This is a genomic window from Caenibius tardaugens NBRC 16725, from assembly GCF_003860345.1.
Lineage (GTDB): Bacteria > Pseudomonadota > Alphaproteobacteria > Sphingomonadales > Sphingomonadaceae > Caenibius > Caenibius tardaugens.
In genome coordinates, this window is the sequence record NZ_CP034179.1 from 694,103 (window position 1) to 711,108 (window position 17,006).

At 61.4% G+C, this 17,006-nt stretch carries 14 protein-coding genes; 6 read left to right on the forward strand and 8 right to left on the reverse strand.

The window, feature by feature from the left end; genetic code table 11:
• Positions 1 to 21: 21 nt before the first annotated feature.
• Genes adh through EGO55_RS03315 form a run of 4 tightly spaced genes read right to left on the reverse strand, consistent with a single transcriptional unit; the run spans position 22 to position 4,129 of the window.
• The gene (gene adh, locus EGO55_RS03300; RefSeq protein ID WP_021691109.1) at positions 22 to 1,548 is read right to left on the reverse strand and encodes an aldehyde dehydrogenase; all 1,527 of its coding nucleotides are present in this window, start codon (positions 1,546 to 1,548) and stop codon (positions 22 to 24) included.
• Positions 1,549 to 1,607: 59 nt separating this feature from the next.
• Positions 1,608 to 2,018, reverse strand: a complete 411-nt coding sequence (locus EGO55_RS03305) for a RidA family protein (RefSeq protein ID WP_021691110.1) — start codon at positions 2,016 to 2,018, stop codon at positions 1,608 to 1,610.
• Positions 2,019 to 2,066: 48 nt separating this feature from the next.
• Positions 2,067 to 2,915: an SMP-30/gluconolactonase/LRE family protein gene (locus tag EGO55_RS03310; RefSeq protein WP_040716786.1), complete on the reverse strand. Its 849-nt coding sequence runs from the start codon at positions 2,913 to 2,915 to the stop codon at positions 2,067 to 2,069.
• Complete coding sequence (locus EGO55_RS03315) at positions 2,912 to 4,129, reverse strand: aminotransferase-like domain-containing protein (protein WP_021691112.1); 1,218 nt, start codon at positions 4,127 to 4,129, stop codon at positions 2,912 to 2,914. Before EGO55_RS03315 ends, EGO55_RS03310 begins: the two co-directional genes overlap by 4 nt.
• Before the next feature lie 475 nt (positions 4,130 to 4,604).
• Here EGO55_RS03315 and EGO55_RS03320 point away from each other — a divergent pair, with 475 nt between their 5' ends.
• The 3 genes from EGO55_RS03320 to EGO55_RS03330 are packed head-to-tail and all read left to right on the forward strand — an operon-like array spanning position 4,605 to position 9,150.
• Complete coding sequence (locus tag EGO55_RS03320; protein ID WP_021691113.1) at positions 4,605 to 6,941, forward strand: membrane-bound PQQ-dependent dehydrogenase, glucose/quinate/shikimate family; 2,337 nt, start codon at positions 4,605 to 4,607, stop codon at positions 6,939 to 6,941.
• 59 nt (positions 6,942 to 7,000) lie between these two features.
• Positions 7,001 to 8,257, forward strand: coding sequence for an MFS transporter (locus tag EGO55_RS03325; protein ID WP_021691114.1), 1,257 nt, complete (start codon positions 7,001 to 7,003; stop codon positions 8,255 to 8,257).
• Positions 8,254 to 9,150: an MOSC domain-containing protein gene (locus EGO55_RS03330; protein WP_021691115.1), complete on the forward strand. Its 897-nt coding sequence runs from the start codon at positions 8,254 to 8,256 to the stop codon at positions 9,148 to 9,150. The genes EGO55_RS03325 and EGO55_RS03330 overlap by 4 nt, the downstream gene beginning before the upstream one ends.
• A gap of 90 nt (positions 9,151 to 9,240) precedes the next feature.
• Here the strand turns inward: EGO55_RS03330 and EGO55_RS03335 are convergent, their stop codons facing one another.
• Positions 9,241 to 10,650: an aldehyde dehydrogenase family protein gene (locus tag EGO55_RS03335; protein ID WP_021691116.1), complete on the reverse strand. Its 1,410-nt coding sequence runs from the start codon at positions 10,648 to 10,650 to the stop codon at positions 9,241 to 9,243.
• 254 nt (positions 10,651 to 10,904) lie between these two features.
• Between EGO55_RS03335 and EGO55_RS03340 the strand changes: the two genes are divergently transcribed.
• A complete protein-coding gene (locus EGO55_RS03340) occupies positions 10,905 to 11,867 on the forward strand; it encodes a patatin-like phospholipase family protein (protein ID WP_021691117.1) in 963 nt (320 codons plus the stop codon).
• A 10-nt stretch (positions 11,868 to 11,877) separates the two neighbouring features.
• Here EGO55_RS03340 and EGO55_RS03345 read toward each other — a convergent pair whose 3' ends face one another.
• Positions 11,878 to 12,522, reverse strand: a complete 645-nt coding sequence (locus tag EGO55_RS03345) for a riboflavin synthase (protein WP_021691118.1) — start codon at positions 12,520 to 12,522, stop codon at positions 11,878 to 11,880.
• A gap of 185 nt (positions 12,523 to 12,707) precedes the next feature.
• On the opposite strand from EGO55_RS03345, the gene EGO55_RS03350 reads away from it, so the two are divergent.
• A complete protein-coding gene (locus EGO55_RS03350; protein WP_021691119.1) occupies positions 12,708 to 13,715 on the forward strand; it encodes a bile acid:sodium symporter family protein in 1,008 nt (335 codons plus the stop codon).
• Between the two features lie 54 nt (positions 13,716 to 13,769).
• On the opposite strand, the gene EGO55_RS03355 is transcribed toward EGO55_RS03350, so the two are convergent.
• Both EGO55_RS03355 and EGO55_RS03360 read right to left on the reverse strand, forming a co-directional pair.
• Complete coding sequence (locus EGO55_RS03355; protein WP_021691120.1) at positions 13,770 to 14,789, reverse strand: NAD(P)H-dependent amine dehydrogenase family protein; 1,020 nt, start codon at positions 14,787 to 14,789, stop codon at positions 13,770 to 13,772.
• A gap of 46 nt (positions 14,790 to 14,835) precedes the next feature.
• A complete protein-coding gene (locus tag EGO55_RS03360) occupies positions 14,836 to 15,756 on the reverse strand; it encodes a helix-turn-helix transcriptional regulator (protein ID WP_021691121.1) in 921 nt (306 codons plus the stop codon).
• A 223-nt stretch (positions 15,757 to 15,979) separates the two neighbouring features.
• Between EGO55_RS03360 and EGO55_RS03365 the strand changes: the two genes are divergently transcribed.
• Positions 15,980 to 17,005, forward strand: a complete 1,026-nt coding sequence (locus EGO55_RS03365) for an LLM class flavin-dependent oxidoreductase (protein WP_021691122.1) — start codon at positions 15,980 to 15,982, stop codon at positions 17,003 to 17,005.
• Position 17,006 lies beyond the last annotated feature (1 nt).

Consider the following 17,006-nt stretch of genomic DNA (forward strand, 5'->3'; position numbering starts at 1 on the left):
CGTGCCATCCCCCGCAGCGGATCAGAAAAAGCCCAGCTTCTTAGGGCTGTAACTGACCAGCATATTCTTCGTCTGCTGATAGTGATCCAGCATCATGCGGTGATTTTCCCGCCCGATGCCGGACTGCTTGTAGCCGCCGAACGCCGCATGGGCCGGATAGGCATGATAGCAATTGGTCCACACACGCCCTGCTTTGATCGCACGGCCGAAACGGTAGCAGGTATTGGCCTCGCGGCTCCAGATACCGGCACCCAGCCCGTACAGCGTGTCATTGGCGATTTCGAGTGCTTCGGCCTCGTCCTTGAACGTGGTGACCGAAAGCACCGGACCAAAGATTTCCTCCTGAAAAATCCGCATCCGGTTATGCCCTTTGAACACGGTCGGCTGGATATAGTACCCTTCCGATAACGCTCCGCCGAGATTGGCGGCACCACCGCCGATCAGCAGTTCGGCCCCTTCCTGTTTGCCGATATCGATATAGGACAGAATCTTCTCGCGCTGTTCGGACGATGCCTGCGCCCCGATCATGGTCGCCGGGTCCAGCGGATTGCCCTGCACGATCGCTTCCACGCGTTTCAGCGCGCGTTCCATGAACCGGTCGTAGATTTTCTCGTGCACGATCGCCCGGCTCGGGCAGGTGCAGACTTCCCCCTGATTGAGCGCGAACATGACAAATCCTTCGATAGCCTTGTCGAAGAAATCATCGTCTTCGCGGGTCACGTCCTCGAAGAAGATGTTCGGGCTCTTGCCGCCGAGTTCCAGCGTGACCGGGATGAGGTTTTCGCTCGCATATTGCATAATCAGACGGCCGGTGGTGGTTTCCCCCGTAAACGCGATCTTGGCGATCCGGCTCGACGAGGCGAGCGGTTTTCCGGCCTCCAGACCGAAGCCGTTGACAATGTTGAGCACGCCCGGCGGCAGCAGATCGCCCACCAGATCGATCCACACCATGATGCTGGCAGGGGTCTGCTCTGCCGGTTTGAGCACGATGCAGTTGCCAGCCGCCAGCGCCGGCGCGAGTTTCCATGCGGCCATCAACAGCGGGAAATTCCACGGGATGATCTGCCCCACCACACCCAACGGTTCGTGGAAGTGATAGGCCACCGTATCGTGATCGATTTCGCTGATTGATCCTTCCTGTGCGCGGATCACCCCGGCAAAATAGCGGAAGTGATCGATGGCCAGCGGCACATCGGCCGCCATGGTTTCGCGGATCGGCTTGCCATTGTCCCAGGTTTCGGCAGTCGCCAGTTTTTCCAGATTGGCTTCCATCCGGTCCGCGATCCGGCTGAGGATCAGGGCACGCTCCGCCGCTGATGTGCGCCCCCATGCGTCCTTCGCGGCATGGGCTGCATCGAGTGCGGCATCGATGTCGTTGCCGTCGGACCGGGCAATCGCACCTACGGGCTTGCCGGTGATGGGCGAGATATTCTCGAAGTAGCGCCCCGCTTTGGGCGCAACCCACTGGCCGCCGATAAAGTTGTCATACCGGGCAGCAAACGGAGCCTTGAGCGTGTCGTCCGAACGGTCTTGCACCAAAGTGTTCATGGGCCTGAATCCTCTTCGTTTTTTACGCGCCTCTAAACCGGGTACGCGGCATCGAAAGCTCAGTTCCCCGGAATGACGGCAATCGCGCTTATTTCCACCATCATGCCCGGCGCGCCAAGCCGTGTCACCCCGACGAGCGTCGAAGCGTTCGGCGGGAAAGCCTGACCATCGAGCGCCACCCGCATCGCATCGATAAGCACCGCCGTTTTTTCTTCATCCAGATCGACGACATAGATCGTCGTGCTCGCCACGTCGGCCGGACTGGCACCGACCGCAGCCAGCGCATCGCGCAGATTGCGATAGGCCTGCACTGTCTGCACATGAAGGTCATTGGCTCCGATCAGATTGAAATCCCGATCGAACGCCCCCTGCCCCGCTATAAATGCCATCTGCCCCGGGCCCGCAACGACGATCTGGGAGAATTGCGGAAGGGCGAACAATTCGGGTGGATTGATATGGGTAACTGTCATTGCTGTCTTTCTTCTACGTGCGATTATAAGCCTGCCACCTAATGGCAATCAGGGCAGCCCCGCCCCCGCCACATCGACCCGGACGATATCGATCCGTCCACCCCGCGCCGCCACGGTGACGGTCGGATCATGATCCGGCGCGCAGCACAGATAGAGATCGCCGCCATCAGCCCCGCCCAGCATGCAGGCATAGGGCATGGCGCCTTCGGTGGTCACGCGGCCGATAATCGCACCGCCTTCGGCCACGCGCAGTGCAGCATGGGCATAAGGCGCCGCGATCCACACGGCGCCCTCCGCATCCAGACATATGCCATCGGGCACATGATCCCCAAGGTCGGCGAACAGCCGCCGCCCGGACAGCTTGCCTGCCGGGTCGATATCGAACTGCGTCAGGCACCGCCCCATCGATTCCGCGATAATCAGCACTTTACCATCCGGGCTGATGACCGTACCATTGGGGCAATCGAGCCCGTCCGCCGCCACCGCGACCGCCCCGTCGGGTTCCACGGCGACAATGCAGGTCTTGCGCGGCGCTTCCCCGCCATCGAAATCGAAGCCAATATTGCCGACATAGGCACGCCCATACAGATCGACGACCATGTCGTTGCTATGCCCGGGGTGATAGGCGGAAAGCTCGGCATGGACGGACAGCGTGCCGTCATGCGCCCGGCGATAGAGGCGGCGTTCGTGCATCGACACCACCAGCAGGGTGCCATCCGGCATCCAGCCCAGCCCCGAGGGACCACCCGGAACCGCAAACCGTTCCACCAACGTGCCATCGGGTTCGAGCACCACCACTTCCCGGGCATGCTGATCGGAGAACCACAAGCGGCCATCGTGCCAGCGCGGCCCTTCGGGGAAGGCGAAACCGGTGGCAATCGTGCGCGGCGCCGTCATGCCGCCACCCGCACGCATTGGCGCAGAATGCCGCCCAGCGTTTCCAGCCCTTCGCGGATCACATCCTCGCTCACATGGCTATAGGCCAGTCGCAGGAACTGGCGCCCGCCGGTATCGTTCATGAACCGTTCGCCGGGGCGGAAAAATATCCCTTCGCGTTCGGCCATCCGCGCCGCAGTGCCCCAGTCGATCCGCTCGTCAATCTCCACCCAGAGATAGAAAGAGCCTTGCGGCTCGCGAAATCTGACATAATCGCCGCAATGTTCGCGCAGCGCGCGCGCGGCGGTTTCCGCCTTGGCCTTGTAGACCTTGTTCGCGTCCACCAGATGCGGTTCGAGCAAGCCTTCCGCCATATACTCGGTCATCACCCGCGCCAGCCACTGGCCAACCCCGAGATCCTGCCGCACCGCTGCCAGAGCCGCGATCGCTTCGGGTTGCCCGGCGATCCACCCGAGCCGCAGCGCGGGCGCGACAATCTTGCTGAAACTGCCGCACTGGATGACCAGCCCGGTATCGTCCATGCTCATCAACGTGGGCAGGTCTTCGCCGGCAAAGCGCAAATCGCCATAGACGTTGTCCTCGACAATCACAAAACTGTGCTGACGGGCGAGATCGAGCAATTTGCGCCGACGCGCCACCGGCATTTCCGTTGCGGTCGGGGTCTGGAAGGTCGGGATGGTATAGACCATCTTCACCCGGTCGCCCTCTATGGCGAGCAGGGCCTCCAACGCGTCCACATCCATGCCACTGTCATCGACGGGCACAGTGCGCAGATCCGCCCCAGCCATGTCCATGAAGCGCAAGGCATAGGGAAACGAAGCCGCTTCGACGACGACAATATCGCCCTTGTTGACATAGCCATTGATCGCCAGCGCGATGCCCTGCACCGACCCCGACGTCAGAATGACCCCGCGCGGCCCCACGTCGACACCCTGCTGGCGCGCGATACGTTGTGCGATCTGTTCGCGCAGTCCCTTGTAACCGAAGACGAGTTCTTCATACCCCGTATCGGGATCGAAATAATCCAGTACATCGGCCCCGTCGCGTTGCAGCACCAGTTTCGCCAGCCGCGTCAGATCGTCGCGCGGAAAGGTCTCGGGCGCGGCCAGACCCTGATCGAAGTTGAACACGGCGGGGACTTCCGGATCAGGGAAGAACAACGGCGGCCCGCTCCCGGCGAGATCGGACCGCAGGGCATCAATCGGCTTTGTCATTGTCCTTATCCTCTCCTCACACCGGCCCGGCGCGGTGGCGCGTACAGCCTGCGCTGCGGACACGGCGGCAGATCGCCTGCCATCCACACCGCTGCGGCATGCCGCCTGCTTCTCCCAACCGTCGCACGGTACCATGCGTATCGAATCGTTGGGGGGAACATGCTGTGTTGCGCCAACCACTTCAATGCACAATACGGTTCACCGATGGGGAGCATTGTCGCGCAGCCGGAGGCAAACATCGCTTTCCCTTTGCCCCCTATGCCTGGCGATCCGCTATGCGCACGATCGCCCTTCCGGGCCGGTCCACGCAAAACGTGCAATTGTGGCGCGATCGCTTCGACATTTTCGTTACGGCATTCCCGCACGACTGCGCAATTATCGCCTCAACAAAACAGTTGTTTGACGAATTCGAAACCAGGCGTGTAGAAACGCTGTCTTAACCGGGGCAACGCATGCCGTCGGGACGGAGATGGTGATGAAGGCAGGTCGTCTGGGCCTTTGGCTGCTTGGCGGGTTTCTTGTACTGGTCGGGATCGTTCTGGCTGCTGGCGGAGGCTGGCTGGCCAGCCTCGGCGGCTCGCTCTATTACCTGCTTGCCGGTATCGGCTGCCTTGTTTCCGGTGTTCTGATCTGCCGTGCCCGCGGGCTCGGCACATGGGTCTATTTCGGCGTGTTTCTCGCGACGCTGCTCTGGGCGCTGTGGGAGGTCGGGACTGATTTCTGGCAACTGCTGCCGCGCGTCGGCGGTCCTCTTGCCGTCGCGATCTACATGCTGATGCCGTGGGTCCAGCGCGCGTTCACCGGCGCACCCACACGTTCCTCCCGCCTTGCCAATGGCGTGGCCGCCGTGGCCGGGGTGGCGCTTCTTGCCGGGACGGGGATCGCTTCGCTCACGCATGCCACTGTGTCCGCGCAGGAAAGCGCGCAATCGACCGCCGCCGTCACGCCAGCCTCGGACGACTGGGAACATTACGGGCGGACGCTTGCAGGTACGCGTTATTCCCCCGCAAACCAGATCACTCCGCAGAATGCCGACAAGCTGAAAGTCGCCTGGTCCTATCGCACCGGCGATATCGCGGCCAATTATCCTGACACCAAATCAGCCTTCATGTTCCAGGCAACGCCGATCAAGGTCGGCAACACGCTCTATTTCTGCACGCCGCATGACATCGTTGTCGCGCTGGATGCGGATACCGGCAAGGAACGCTGGCGCCACGATCCCAAAACGAACGACAAGGGCGTGGCCATGCTGGTCTGCCGTGGCGTTTCCTACTTCAAGGCACAGAACCCGGTCAGCGATTGCCCCACCCGCGTTCTCGTGGGCACGATTGACGGCCGCATGATTGCCCTCGATGCCGAAACCGGCAAGCGTTGCCAGAGCTTCGGCACCAACGGCGAAATCTCGCTGCGCGACGGCTTGGGCGAAACCACACCGGGCTTCCAGTATTCGACCTCACCCGCCACGATCATCGGCAATGTGGCCGTTGTCGGCGGGTTCGTGCTCGACGGTGTTGCCACCAACCTGCCTTCGGGCGTGGTGCGCGGCTTCGATGCCCGCGATGGCAAGCTGTTGTGGGCCTGGGACATCGGCCGCCCCGAAGGCGCCGGGCCCCTGAAGCCGGGGGAAATTTTCACCACCGGCACGCCCAATGCCTGGACCGTGTTCAGCGCCGATCCGGAACTGGGCCTCGTCTATGTCCCCACAGGCAACAGCACGCCCGATTTCTTCGGCGGCAACCGCACGGCTGTGTCGGACAAGTACTCCAGCGCCATTGTCGCACTGGATGCGAAGACCGGGCAGGCCCGCTGGTCGTTCCAGACGGTCCATCACGATCTGTGGGATTATGATGTGGGTTCGCAGCCGGTGCTGATCGACATGCCGACCCCGGCTGGCAAGGTGCCCGCGCTGATCCAGCCGACCAAACACGGCGAAATCTATCTGCTCGATCGCCGCGACGGCAAGCCGCTGGCGACTGTGGAAGAACGCGCCGTGCCCAAGGGCGATATTCCGGAAGAACGCTACGCCCCGACGCAACCGTGGTCGACCGGCATGCACAGCTTCACCCCGCAGCCGCTGACCGAACGCGATATGTGGGGCGCCACCCCGATCGATCAGCTGTGGTGCCGCATCCAGTTCAAGGAGATGCGCTATCAGGGCAAGTTTACGCCGCCTTCCACGCACAAGACCCTGCAATATCCCGGAAACTTCGGGGTGATCGACTGGGGCAGTGTGGCGGTGGACGAAGCGCGTGGCCTGATGATCGTCAACACTTCGGGCATGCCCCTGACCGTGCGGCTTGTGCCACGCAAGGACGCGACACCCGATAAGATCGCCGGGGCGGGCAACGGGCACAAGGGCCTCTCGCCGCAATATGGCACGCCTTACGCCGTCGATTTCGCACCGTTCCTTTCGCCGCTTGGTCTGCCCTGCAGCGCCCCGCCATGGGGCACGCTGGCGGCGGTCGATCTCAAGACCAACAAGCTCGTCTGGCAGAAGCCGCTGGGCACCACGCGCGATCATGCCCCCCTGGGCATTTCGGTGCCGGGCGTGTTCAACCTTGGCGGTGCGGTGGTGACTCAAGGCGGGGTGACATTCATCGCCGCGACCATCGACAACTACCTGCGCGCCTTTGACACGAAGACAGGCGCCCTGCTGTGGGAAGGACGGCTTCCCGCCGGTGGGCAAGCCAATCCGATGACCTACACTTCCAGCCGCAATGGCAAGCAATATGTGGTAATCGCAGCAGGTGGCCATGGCTTTATGGGAACAACACCGGGCGATCATGTGATTGCCTATGCATTGCCCGACTGATCGGCAGCGCACAGCGGCAAGGCGCGTCCTGCCGCTGATGCGGACAGAAAGGGTGTAGATTGACAGAACAGGCCCGCACTTTCCTTGGCCCCATGATGGTGCTGAGGGCCTTCGTGATCTTCAATCTCGCCATCGGGGTGACTTATGGCGCGTTCGGGGTGCTGGTCACGCCGATGGAAGCCCGGATGCATACCGATCGTTCGACGGTCTCTTTCGGCATATCGCTAATCATCCTCGCCAACGGGCTGCTTTCCCCCATTCTCGGGTGGCTCATCGCGCGCTTCTCTATCCGGCGGCTGATGCTGTTCGGCGCGGTATGGGCGGCGTTGGGCTATATCGGTCTTGGTTATGCCCGCAACGCCACCGAAATGCTGCTCTGCTATGGCCTGTTCATCGGCCCGGGTGTGACGGTTATGGGCCCGATCCCCTGCTACACGCTGGTTTCCAACTGGTATCGCGAAGGCCAGGGCCGGGCGCTCGGTCTTGTCGGCATGCCAATCCTTGCCATGGCCGTCCCAATGGTCGTGGTACACCTGCTGCCCGCCACCGATTTCCGGACAGTCACATACGTTCTGGCCGGGTGTTATCTGCTGGCTCTGCCTGTCATTTTCGGTGTGATCGACCAACCATCACAGATCGGCCAACTGGCCAAGGGGCAATCGCCTGACCAGATGGCGCAGGACCGTGCCCAAAGTTCTGCCATCAGCACCACGGCCCTGCTTTGCTCCCCAGTGTTCCTGCTGCTTGTCGCCGGGTCCGGTCTTCTGGTGGGCGCGGGGGTCGGCAAAACGGCACACATGGTTCCGTTGCTGACAGAAGCGGGCTGGGACTACGCCAAGGCGGCGCTTCTGCTGTCCATCTCGTCGGGTACCGCGATGCTCGGCTCGGTTATGTTCGGCTGGCTGGCCGACAAGATGAATTCCTGCATCGCGCTCACTTTCAATGCCCTACTGCAGGCGATGGTGTGGGTGATCCTCATCATTCCGGCCAATTACGCCCTGCTTGTGATTGACGCGGTGCTGATCGGGGCCTGCGGTGGCGGGTTTATCGCGGCCAAGGGCGTACTGGTTTCGCGCATCTACGGCGCGCAGAATTTCGCGACGGTAATGGGTATATCCGGTTTCGCCACCCTGCCTTTCCTGTTCGGCATGGCCCCGCTGGCCGGCATGTTGCGCGAATGGACCGGCGACTACGATCTGGCGGTCCAGATCTATATCGGCGGCTTTCTTCTTGCCGCCGTCTGCTTCGCCTTGCTGGCGCGGGTCGAACGCCGGACGCAAGCCCCCACCGCCGAACCTATGGAGATGGCAGGATGACCTGGTCACCAACCGATCTTACTGTCGCGGAAATCTGGCGTTACCCGGTCAAATCGATGACTGGCGAACGGATCACGCAGGCCGACGTCGGGCCACGTGGCATCCATCTCGACCGGGGTTGGGCCGTGCGGGATGAGAAAGCGGGCACGATCCGCAGCGCACGCTATCTGCCGCGTCTGCTGTTGTGCTCCGCGCGCTATCTACCGGGGACGGATGCGGGACTGGTCCCCCATGTCGCAATCACACTGCCAGATGGCACCACGGTCAATTCCGATGACAGCCGCGTGAACCAGCGCCTTTCCGATGCCATCGGCAAGGAAGTGACGCTGTGGTCGCTCCGGCCGGAACAGGAGGTGGAACACTTGCGGCAGGGCGCGGGCGCGATGGAGACGGGCGATCTCGAAAGCGAAATGCGCATGCTGTTCGGGCTGAACGCGGACGAACCCCTGCCCGACCTGAAAGACCTGCCCCCGCACCTGATGCGGGAACTGAGCGAACTGGCCGCGCCGCGCGGCACCTATTTCGACACCTTCCCCATCGATATCCTGACGACATCATCGATCCGCCATCTCCAGCAGCATCTGCCCGATGTCGATCTGGACGTGCGCCGGTTCCGCCCGAACTTCCTGCTCGATGACGGGGGCGCGTCGGACGCCTTGCGCGAACGGGAATGGGTCGGCGGTCAGGTCCGACTGGGACCGGTCGATTTCGATGCGGTGATGGAATGCCCGCGCTGCACGATCATCGCCGCCGAACAATGTGGCGGAATTGCGCGCAATTCGACCATTACACGCACGATCGTGCGCGAAATGAACCAATTGATGAGCGTCTATTGCAATGTCGCCACCCCCGGCACGGTGCGGGTGGGCGATCCCGTGTTCCTGCCGTTATAATCAAAAAAAGGGGGCGTCCGAACAGTGGACGCCCCCCTTCTCATGTGCATTGTCTGAAGGCGGCCGGTTACCCGGCCTGCCCCTCACCGATCAGCGGCGATTGATCGAAATCACCGATTTCTGCGCGAATTCGGAAAGGCCATGGGTTGAAAACTCCACCCCGATGCCGCTTTCCTTGGAGCCGCCGAACGGGATATGTGGCGCGAAATGCGTGTGGTGGTTGATCCACACCGTGCCGCTGTCGATCCGCTGGGCATAGTCATAGGCGCGATCGATCGAACTGGACCAGACCGACCCGCCAAGGCCAAGATTGGTGTCATTGGCGCGCTCGATGACTTCTTCGACATCGCTGTAACGCAGGACCGGAAGAATCGGCGCGAACTGTTCTTCCTGCACCAATGGCGAAGCATCATCGATGTCACGCACCACGGTCGGTCGGATGAAGTACCCTTCCCCATCGCCCGTCGTCCCGCCGGCAATGATCTTCCCGTCGTTCGCCGCATGCTCAAGATAGGCCTGCGCCTTCTTGTACTGCATCTCGTTCTGAAGCGGCCCGACACGGACGCCCTGTTCCAGCCCGTCGCCATATTGCAGGTCAGACACCAGCTTGGCCAGTTCATCGCACATTTCGTCATAGATCTCGTCAGCGACATAGAGACGCTTGAGCGCGATGCAGACCTGCCCGGCATTCATGAACGCGGAATCGACGACACCCTTGGCCACTTTTTTCACGTCCACATCGTCCAGCACGACACCCGCATCGTTGCCGCCGAGTTCCAGCGTCAGCCGCTTGAGCGAGGAGGCAGCCGATGCCGCGACCTTCTTGCCCGTAGCGGTCGATCCGGTGAACGAGACTTTCGCCACATCGGGATGCGATGTCAGGTGCGCGCCCAGATCGTTACGATCCACAATGATGTTGAGCACGCCCGGCGGAAGGATTTCCTTCGCCAGTTCGCCCACCATCAGCGTGGTCACGGGCGTGGTCGGCGCGGGCTTCAACACCATGGTATTGCCCAGAAGAATGGCGGGTGCGACCTTGTTGAACGCGATCAGCACCGGGAAATTCCACGGCGCAATGCCAACCACCACACCCAGCGGGCGATAGTGCATTTCGACTTTCAGGTCGGCATCATCCTGCAAAACCTCGACCGGAAGCTCCATCGCGGCGAAACTGCGCAAGAAAATCGCGGCATAGGCGATTTCTGCCTGTGCTTCGGGCAGTGGCTTGCCCTGTTCCTGAACCAGCGAACGGGCGAGGTCTTCCGCCTTGCCATCCAGAGCATCAGCGAGCTTGACGAGATATTCCGCGCGGGTCTTGAACGGCAGCGCAGCCCAGGCCGGCTGGGCCTTCTTGGCGGCGGCGATGGCGGCATCGGCTTGCGCGGCGGAAGCACAGGCAACGGTGGCGTAATGTTTGGCGGTGGCGGGATTGACGACATCCAGCGTCGATTCGCCATCGACCAAGGCACCATCAATCAACATCTTAAGCGTCGCGCCCATCAGAATCTCCCATTTTTTCTGCGTTCTGTGCACTGGTTTCACACCAGTGCGATCCACAGTGTACTATCATGATAGCTTGTTAGTGACCCCTGACATACATCGCCAGCGCACAACCGGCGAGTGGATTCCAGCAAAGCGCATGGAATTATGGAACCCGTTTCATCCTCCTGTTATTTCTGGTTAATTTCCTTATACTTCCAAGTGGTTGTTCGATGATATGATGCAAACAGCACCGAAAGGACGGGAGATCGTTTATGGCTGGCGGGCTTGCAATCGTTCTGAGCGGCGGCGGCGCCAAGGGCGCCTTTCAAGTCGGCGTCCTGCATGAACTGGTGGTCAACCGGGGGGTCCGGATCGATATCGCCGCCGGGGTATCCACCGGTTCGATACAGGCGCTGGGCGTGGCGCAGGACGATGTCCCTGCATTGCTGCAGCAGTGGCTCGACATCAGGGGCAACAGCACGATCTACAAAGAGCGTCCGCTCGGCATTGTCGGCGGCATTCTGGGGCAAACGGCGATCTACGATGCCTCCCCACTGCAGAAGCTGCTCAAGAAATTCGCGGATCAGGCCAAGCTCAAGGCCAGTGGGCGCAAGCTGCTGTTGGGCGTTGTCAATCTGGGGACCGGCACATACCGTACAATCAACGAAACCGTGCCGGGCATCCATAACTGGGTCTACGCCAGTTGCGCCATGCCGGTATTTTTCGACCCGCTAAAGACGCGCGACAGCAACGGGACGGAAGAACAATGGGTCGATGGCGGAGTGCGTGATGTAACCCCGCTCGGCTCGGCGCTGGAACTGAACCCGCGCGGGGTGATCGTGGTGCGTGCATCGCCCCCACCCCGCCCCGGCAAGGTGCGCACTTTCCCGAACATGATCAAGATCGGGCTGCGGGCCGTGGATATTCTCCAGTCCGAAGTCTCGGCCAACGATATCGCGGGGGCCGCCTTGATCAACGACATGATCAGCGCACGCGAGGCGCAGATGCGCGCCTTGCAGGCAGAGGGCATCAGCGGGGCGCAGGCGGCCCGCATCCTGCGCCCGCTGGACATGCAGATCGCGAACTACCGCTTCGCGCCGATCCGCATCATCGCCCCTGACGAGGAAGTGTCGGATACGCTGGAATTCAATCCCGCAAAAATTCGCGCGGCAATCGATGCCGGCCGTCGGGCGGTCGAGCGGGAATGGGATGCGCTCGAACCGCTGCTGACCTGATTACCCGGCCTCAGACCTTCCGTTCGAAATACTGCCCGGCCAGGCGTTCGAAAACAGAGGATACAGAGCGTTCGATCGTTTCCACCAGCGCCATGGTTTGTTGATCGACTTCGAAATTGACCCGGTCGCCCACGCCATAGAGGCCGAATGTGGTCTGTCGCAGGGTTTCAGGGATCAGATTGATCGTGAACACGTCGCCTTCCACGGCCGCCACAGTCAGGCTACAGCCGTTCACCGCCAGAAACCCGCGATTGAACACATAGCGATTCCACGGTTCCGGCACGCGCAGGCGAAGCCACATGTGATCGTCCGTGTTCTTTTCGAACCCAACAATGTCTGCGGTGCCCGAAATATGACCGGCGACCATGTGCCCCCCGATTTCATCACCCAGTTTGGCCGAACGTTCGATATTCACACGCTCGTGATCCAGTGTCCCGAGATTGGTGGTATCGAGTGTGCCCTTGGTCGCATCGAACCCGATCAGATCCCCATCGATCGCGGTCACCGACAGGCATACCCCCTCAATGGACACACTGGCCCCAAGAACCAGACCTTCCGTCAGATGCGCGGGAAAACGCAGGGTATAGGCAATACGTCCGGGCAACCGGGCCGCCTCGACAATATCCGCCACACCCTGAACCAGTCCCATATACATCTCGATAATCCTTGTGCTGCACCGCTTCCCTTATCCCGTGGCGGAGCCAGCCGATAACTGCAACCACCGAGCGCATGTTGAAGCCGATTCCCATCCCAAACCGGCTTTGGACCGATGTCAGCCATATCGTTTCCCTAATCGCCGGAAAATCGTAAGCGACAGGTCTCTCTGGAAGGAATCACGCCGTGAAGGCACTGCTCGCCCGTTTCCATATCGATACCTACCTGCTGATGCTGATCGGGACCGTGGTTCTGGCCTCAGTGCTTCCTGCGCGAGGGGCCTGGGCACCGATCGCGGGCGGCGCGGCGGATGCGGGCATCGTTCTGCTGTTCTTCCTGCATGGTGCCCGACTGTCACGGCAGGCCGTGCTGGATGGCGCGCGCAACTGGAAACTCCACCTTGCCGTCGTTGCCATGACATTTTTGGTTTTTCCCATTCTGGGCCTCGGCATCTACGCGATCCCCGGGATCGAACCGGAACTGGCGATCGGTCTCCTGTTTCTCACGCTGCTGCCTTCCACCGTGCAATCCTCCATCGGGTTTACCGCCGTGGCACAAGGCAATGTCGCGGCGGCTGTGTGCAGCGCCACCTTTTCCAACCTTGCGGGCATCTTCATCACCCCGCTGCTCGTGGCGCTGCTGATCACCGGGAAACATGGCGGCGTATCGACCGATATGATCGTGACGATTGCGGTGCAGCTTCTCCTGCCCTTTCTCGCGGGACATTTCCTGCGCCCGTGGATCGGGGGCTGGGTCACCCGGCAAAAACGCCTGCTGGCATTTGTGGACAAGGGCTCAATTCTGCTGGTCGTCTATACCGCCTTTGGCGCAGCCGTGGTGGACGGGCTGTGGCAGCGCGTGGCTCCGCGCGATCTGACCATAGTCATGCTGATCTGCTGCGTCCTGCTCACGCTTGTGCTCGTACTCAGCTACATCGCGGCCCGTGTGATGAAGCTGCCGCGCGAAGACGCCATCGTTCTTCAGTTCTGCGGCTCCAAGAAAAGCCTCGCATCGGGTGTGCCCATGGCGAGCGTGTTGTTCGCGACATCGCAGGTCGGTGCGATCCTGCTGCCGGTGGTCATCTTCCATCAGATACAGTTGATGGTCTGCGCCGTGCTGGCCCAGCGTTATCGCGCGGCCGCCGAACGCGCCCGATCAGCAGCCGAACCGGCCACCGCGCCAGCCATTTTATAAACCCCGCGAGGGCCGCCAGCACCTGCCCACATGCAGCGCAGCGGCCCCGCCCCCTCAGCGCGGGCCGACGCAGTTGCGCGCCGTGATCATCGGCAGTTGATCCGCCGTCACAATTCCAGGGGCTGCCGCACAAACCAGCGGGATGGCATGAACCGCCGGCATGGCGGTGACCAGCCCCGGATCGAACATGCTGGCCCCGATCGGTTCGAACTTGCAGCGGACGTTCGGAGTCCCTTCGATTTCGACGACATAACCGTGTTCGATCGGCCAATCCGGGCTGTTGTGATAACCGAGCTTCCACGCAATCTTGAGATCGATGACGCACTGGCCGCGCACCCATCCGGTCCAGCTCGCGCGCAGGCATGAAATGCGTCCCTTGCCGATCTTCATATAGCCAAGATCGACATCCTGCGTGGCAGTGGCAAATTCGACATCGAAACGTTTGTCATCCAGTTCCACATGCAGCGCATCGGCCATCATCTCCACCGTTTCGTGAAACGACGGGGTCGACTGGCTGATGAATTCGGCAATACCGGGGGTGCCCGGCTCCTGCCCGATGCCCATGGCTTCCCACGTGCCCGGCGATGCGTAATTCGTGGCGTCGACGGATTCCAGAACAGTAATGCGCGACACCTCCGAACAGGCGGAACTCGCCACCAGACCGAGAATATTGGCAAACCCCGGATTGACCCCGGTACCGTAGATCGTGGTGCCGCCCTTTTGCGCCGCCGCCGCGATGCGGGCATGGCCTTCCGGCCCAAATTTGCGCCCGTTGATAAAATAGGCGGTGGACACGATGTTCGAACCGGATTCAAGAATACGGACCATATCGTCGACATCGGGAAACAGCGGAACGTAAAGCACGCAATCGGGTTTCAGCGCCAGAACGGCATCGGCATCGCCACTGGCGAGAACCCCGAACGGTCCCCGATCGCAAAGCACCCCGATATCCTTACCCTTCTTGTCATCGGAGCGCGTGAAACACCCCACCAGTTCCATATCCGGATGGGCATGGATAACGGGCGCGGCAGATTTCCCGACGACGCCGAGATTCCAGATGGCAACTTTTACCATGTCGTACGATCCTGTTTCTTTGTCTGGCTGTTTACTTGTCTGAATATCAGTGGCGTGTGGTGCCCAACCGGGCCCCGCCCTGAAAATGCGGTTTGGCGTGGGTTCGGCCTTCCCGCATGCGATAGCCCAGCGGCGTTTCCCCCATCATCGCGCGAAAGGCGCGGGAAAAGCTCGAGGCATCGGAGAAGCCCAGCCGATAGGCGATTTCCTTCAACGGCAATTGCGTATCCGCAAGGAACGCCTTGGCCCGTTCAAGCCGTCTGACATTGACGAACTCCAGCACCGTCTGCCCGGTGGTCTGCCGGAACAGGCGGGTAAAATGGCGCGTACTGAGGCCGCAAAGGCTGGCGATCTGCGCGATGGTGGGCGCCCCGCCACGCATGTCATCGACAAATTCATCGATCCGCCGCATCTGCTGCGGGGATAGCTGGCCTGCGGATGTTCCGGCATGGCCCGGCGCGACAGCAAGATAGCGCACCAGTTCCATAGTGATCGTGATGCGCAGGGCATCGGCCAGCGTACTCGTGGCGAATCCCGGATTGATGGCTTCTGTCGCAAGCCTGCGCAAAGCCTCCTTGATCAGGCTGCTCCGCACGTCGAGGCAGGATGACAATTCGCGTTCATTCCACACTTCATCGCGGCCCGTCAGGTCGCTGAACAATCCGCGATCGAGACTGCAATAAACCGTGTTCAACGAACCGCCCGAAGGCACCCGGGAATCGAGCGGAACCTGCCCCGGTACCCAGAGAAGATCGCCAATCCCCCCGTAACGCCCGACATATCCGCTGGAAGAAAAGCGCCCTTCTGATGCCGGGGGCGATGGCGAGAGCTTCAGGCTGAGCAGGTGCTGTTCTTCGCAGACCACCGTTTCGAGCCCATTGGCGAAGTTGAACGACCGCAATTGGACGATCATTCCCGGAACGGTGAGCTCGGCCCGCACGACCTGCTTCATCGGGGCATTTCCCACGCCTCTCCTCCTCTTCCTCTCCAAACCTGTCAGACGGCGCCATGGCCAACCCGCAGACTGGTCGGCTGCAAGTTTTCACAGAGTTTGCCGCCGGGCAACCGCCACGGCCTAAATGGACAACAATCATGGCCCGCCTTGCCAAGGCGACCGCATTTCTCGTGAGTTTTTGCCTTGATACGTTCGTTCGAAGGCAAACGTGCTGGAATGCCTCCGGGAGAATGGAATGCCGCGCCTCATCATGCGCTTCGACCTGCGCAACATACGCCCGGAAACGAATGCGCAATTGTACCGCGACACGCTGGAACTTTCGCAGTGGGCGGATGAGCACGGCTTCGATGCGATCCAGCTGGCAGAACACCATAGCTGCGATGACGACTACATTCCTTCGCCGCTGGTTTTCGGCGGTGCCATGGCCGCGCGCACAAACCGGGTTAAGCTGCGCTTCGTTCTGGTCCTGCCGCACCACAATCCGCTGCGGCTGGCGGAAGATCTTGCGGTGCTCGACATCACCAGCGACGGACGCGTCATTGCCATTCTGGTGGCCGGATACGCCGCGCACGAATTCGAAATGTTTGGCACGGACATGCGTGATCGCGGCAAGCTGATGGAAGAAGGGGTAGCAGCCCTACGCAGCGCCTGGACCGGGAAGCCATTCGCCTATCGCGATCGGGTGGTCCGCATCACGCCGCAGCCCATACAGGGCGCAGACCTGCCCATCTGGATCGGTGGGTCTACCCCGGTGGCAGCGCGCCGTGCTGGCCGCCTGTCCAGTCGGTTCTATTCCAACGATACCGCGCTGTGGGATATCTATCGGGAAGAACGGAAGAAGCACGCAGCCGATCCCGGCCCCGCCCCCGATATCGGCCCCGGTTTCTTCATCGTCAGCGAAGATCCTGACCGCGAATGGGAACGCATGGCCCCCTACATCGCTGCGGAAATGGAGGCCTATGCCAAGTTCGGCGCCTCACGCCGCCTGCTGATGGGGGACAGCACCACCGAATCCGAGGCGCAGGCGCAGCAAGCCAGCCGGCAGGAATCACTCAAGGTCGATCTGGCCGCAATACGGGCGATGAATGGCTATCCCATCATGACGCCCGATGAAGCCGCAGCTTATATCGACCGTCTGGGACCTGGTGACGAAGTGATGCTCCATCCGCTGATCAGCGGCCTGCCCATCGAAATCGCGCGCGAACATCTTGCCATGCTCGAACGTTATGTCCTCCCCCGTTTGCGAAACAAAGGAAACTGAA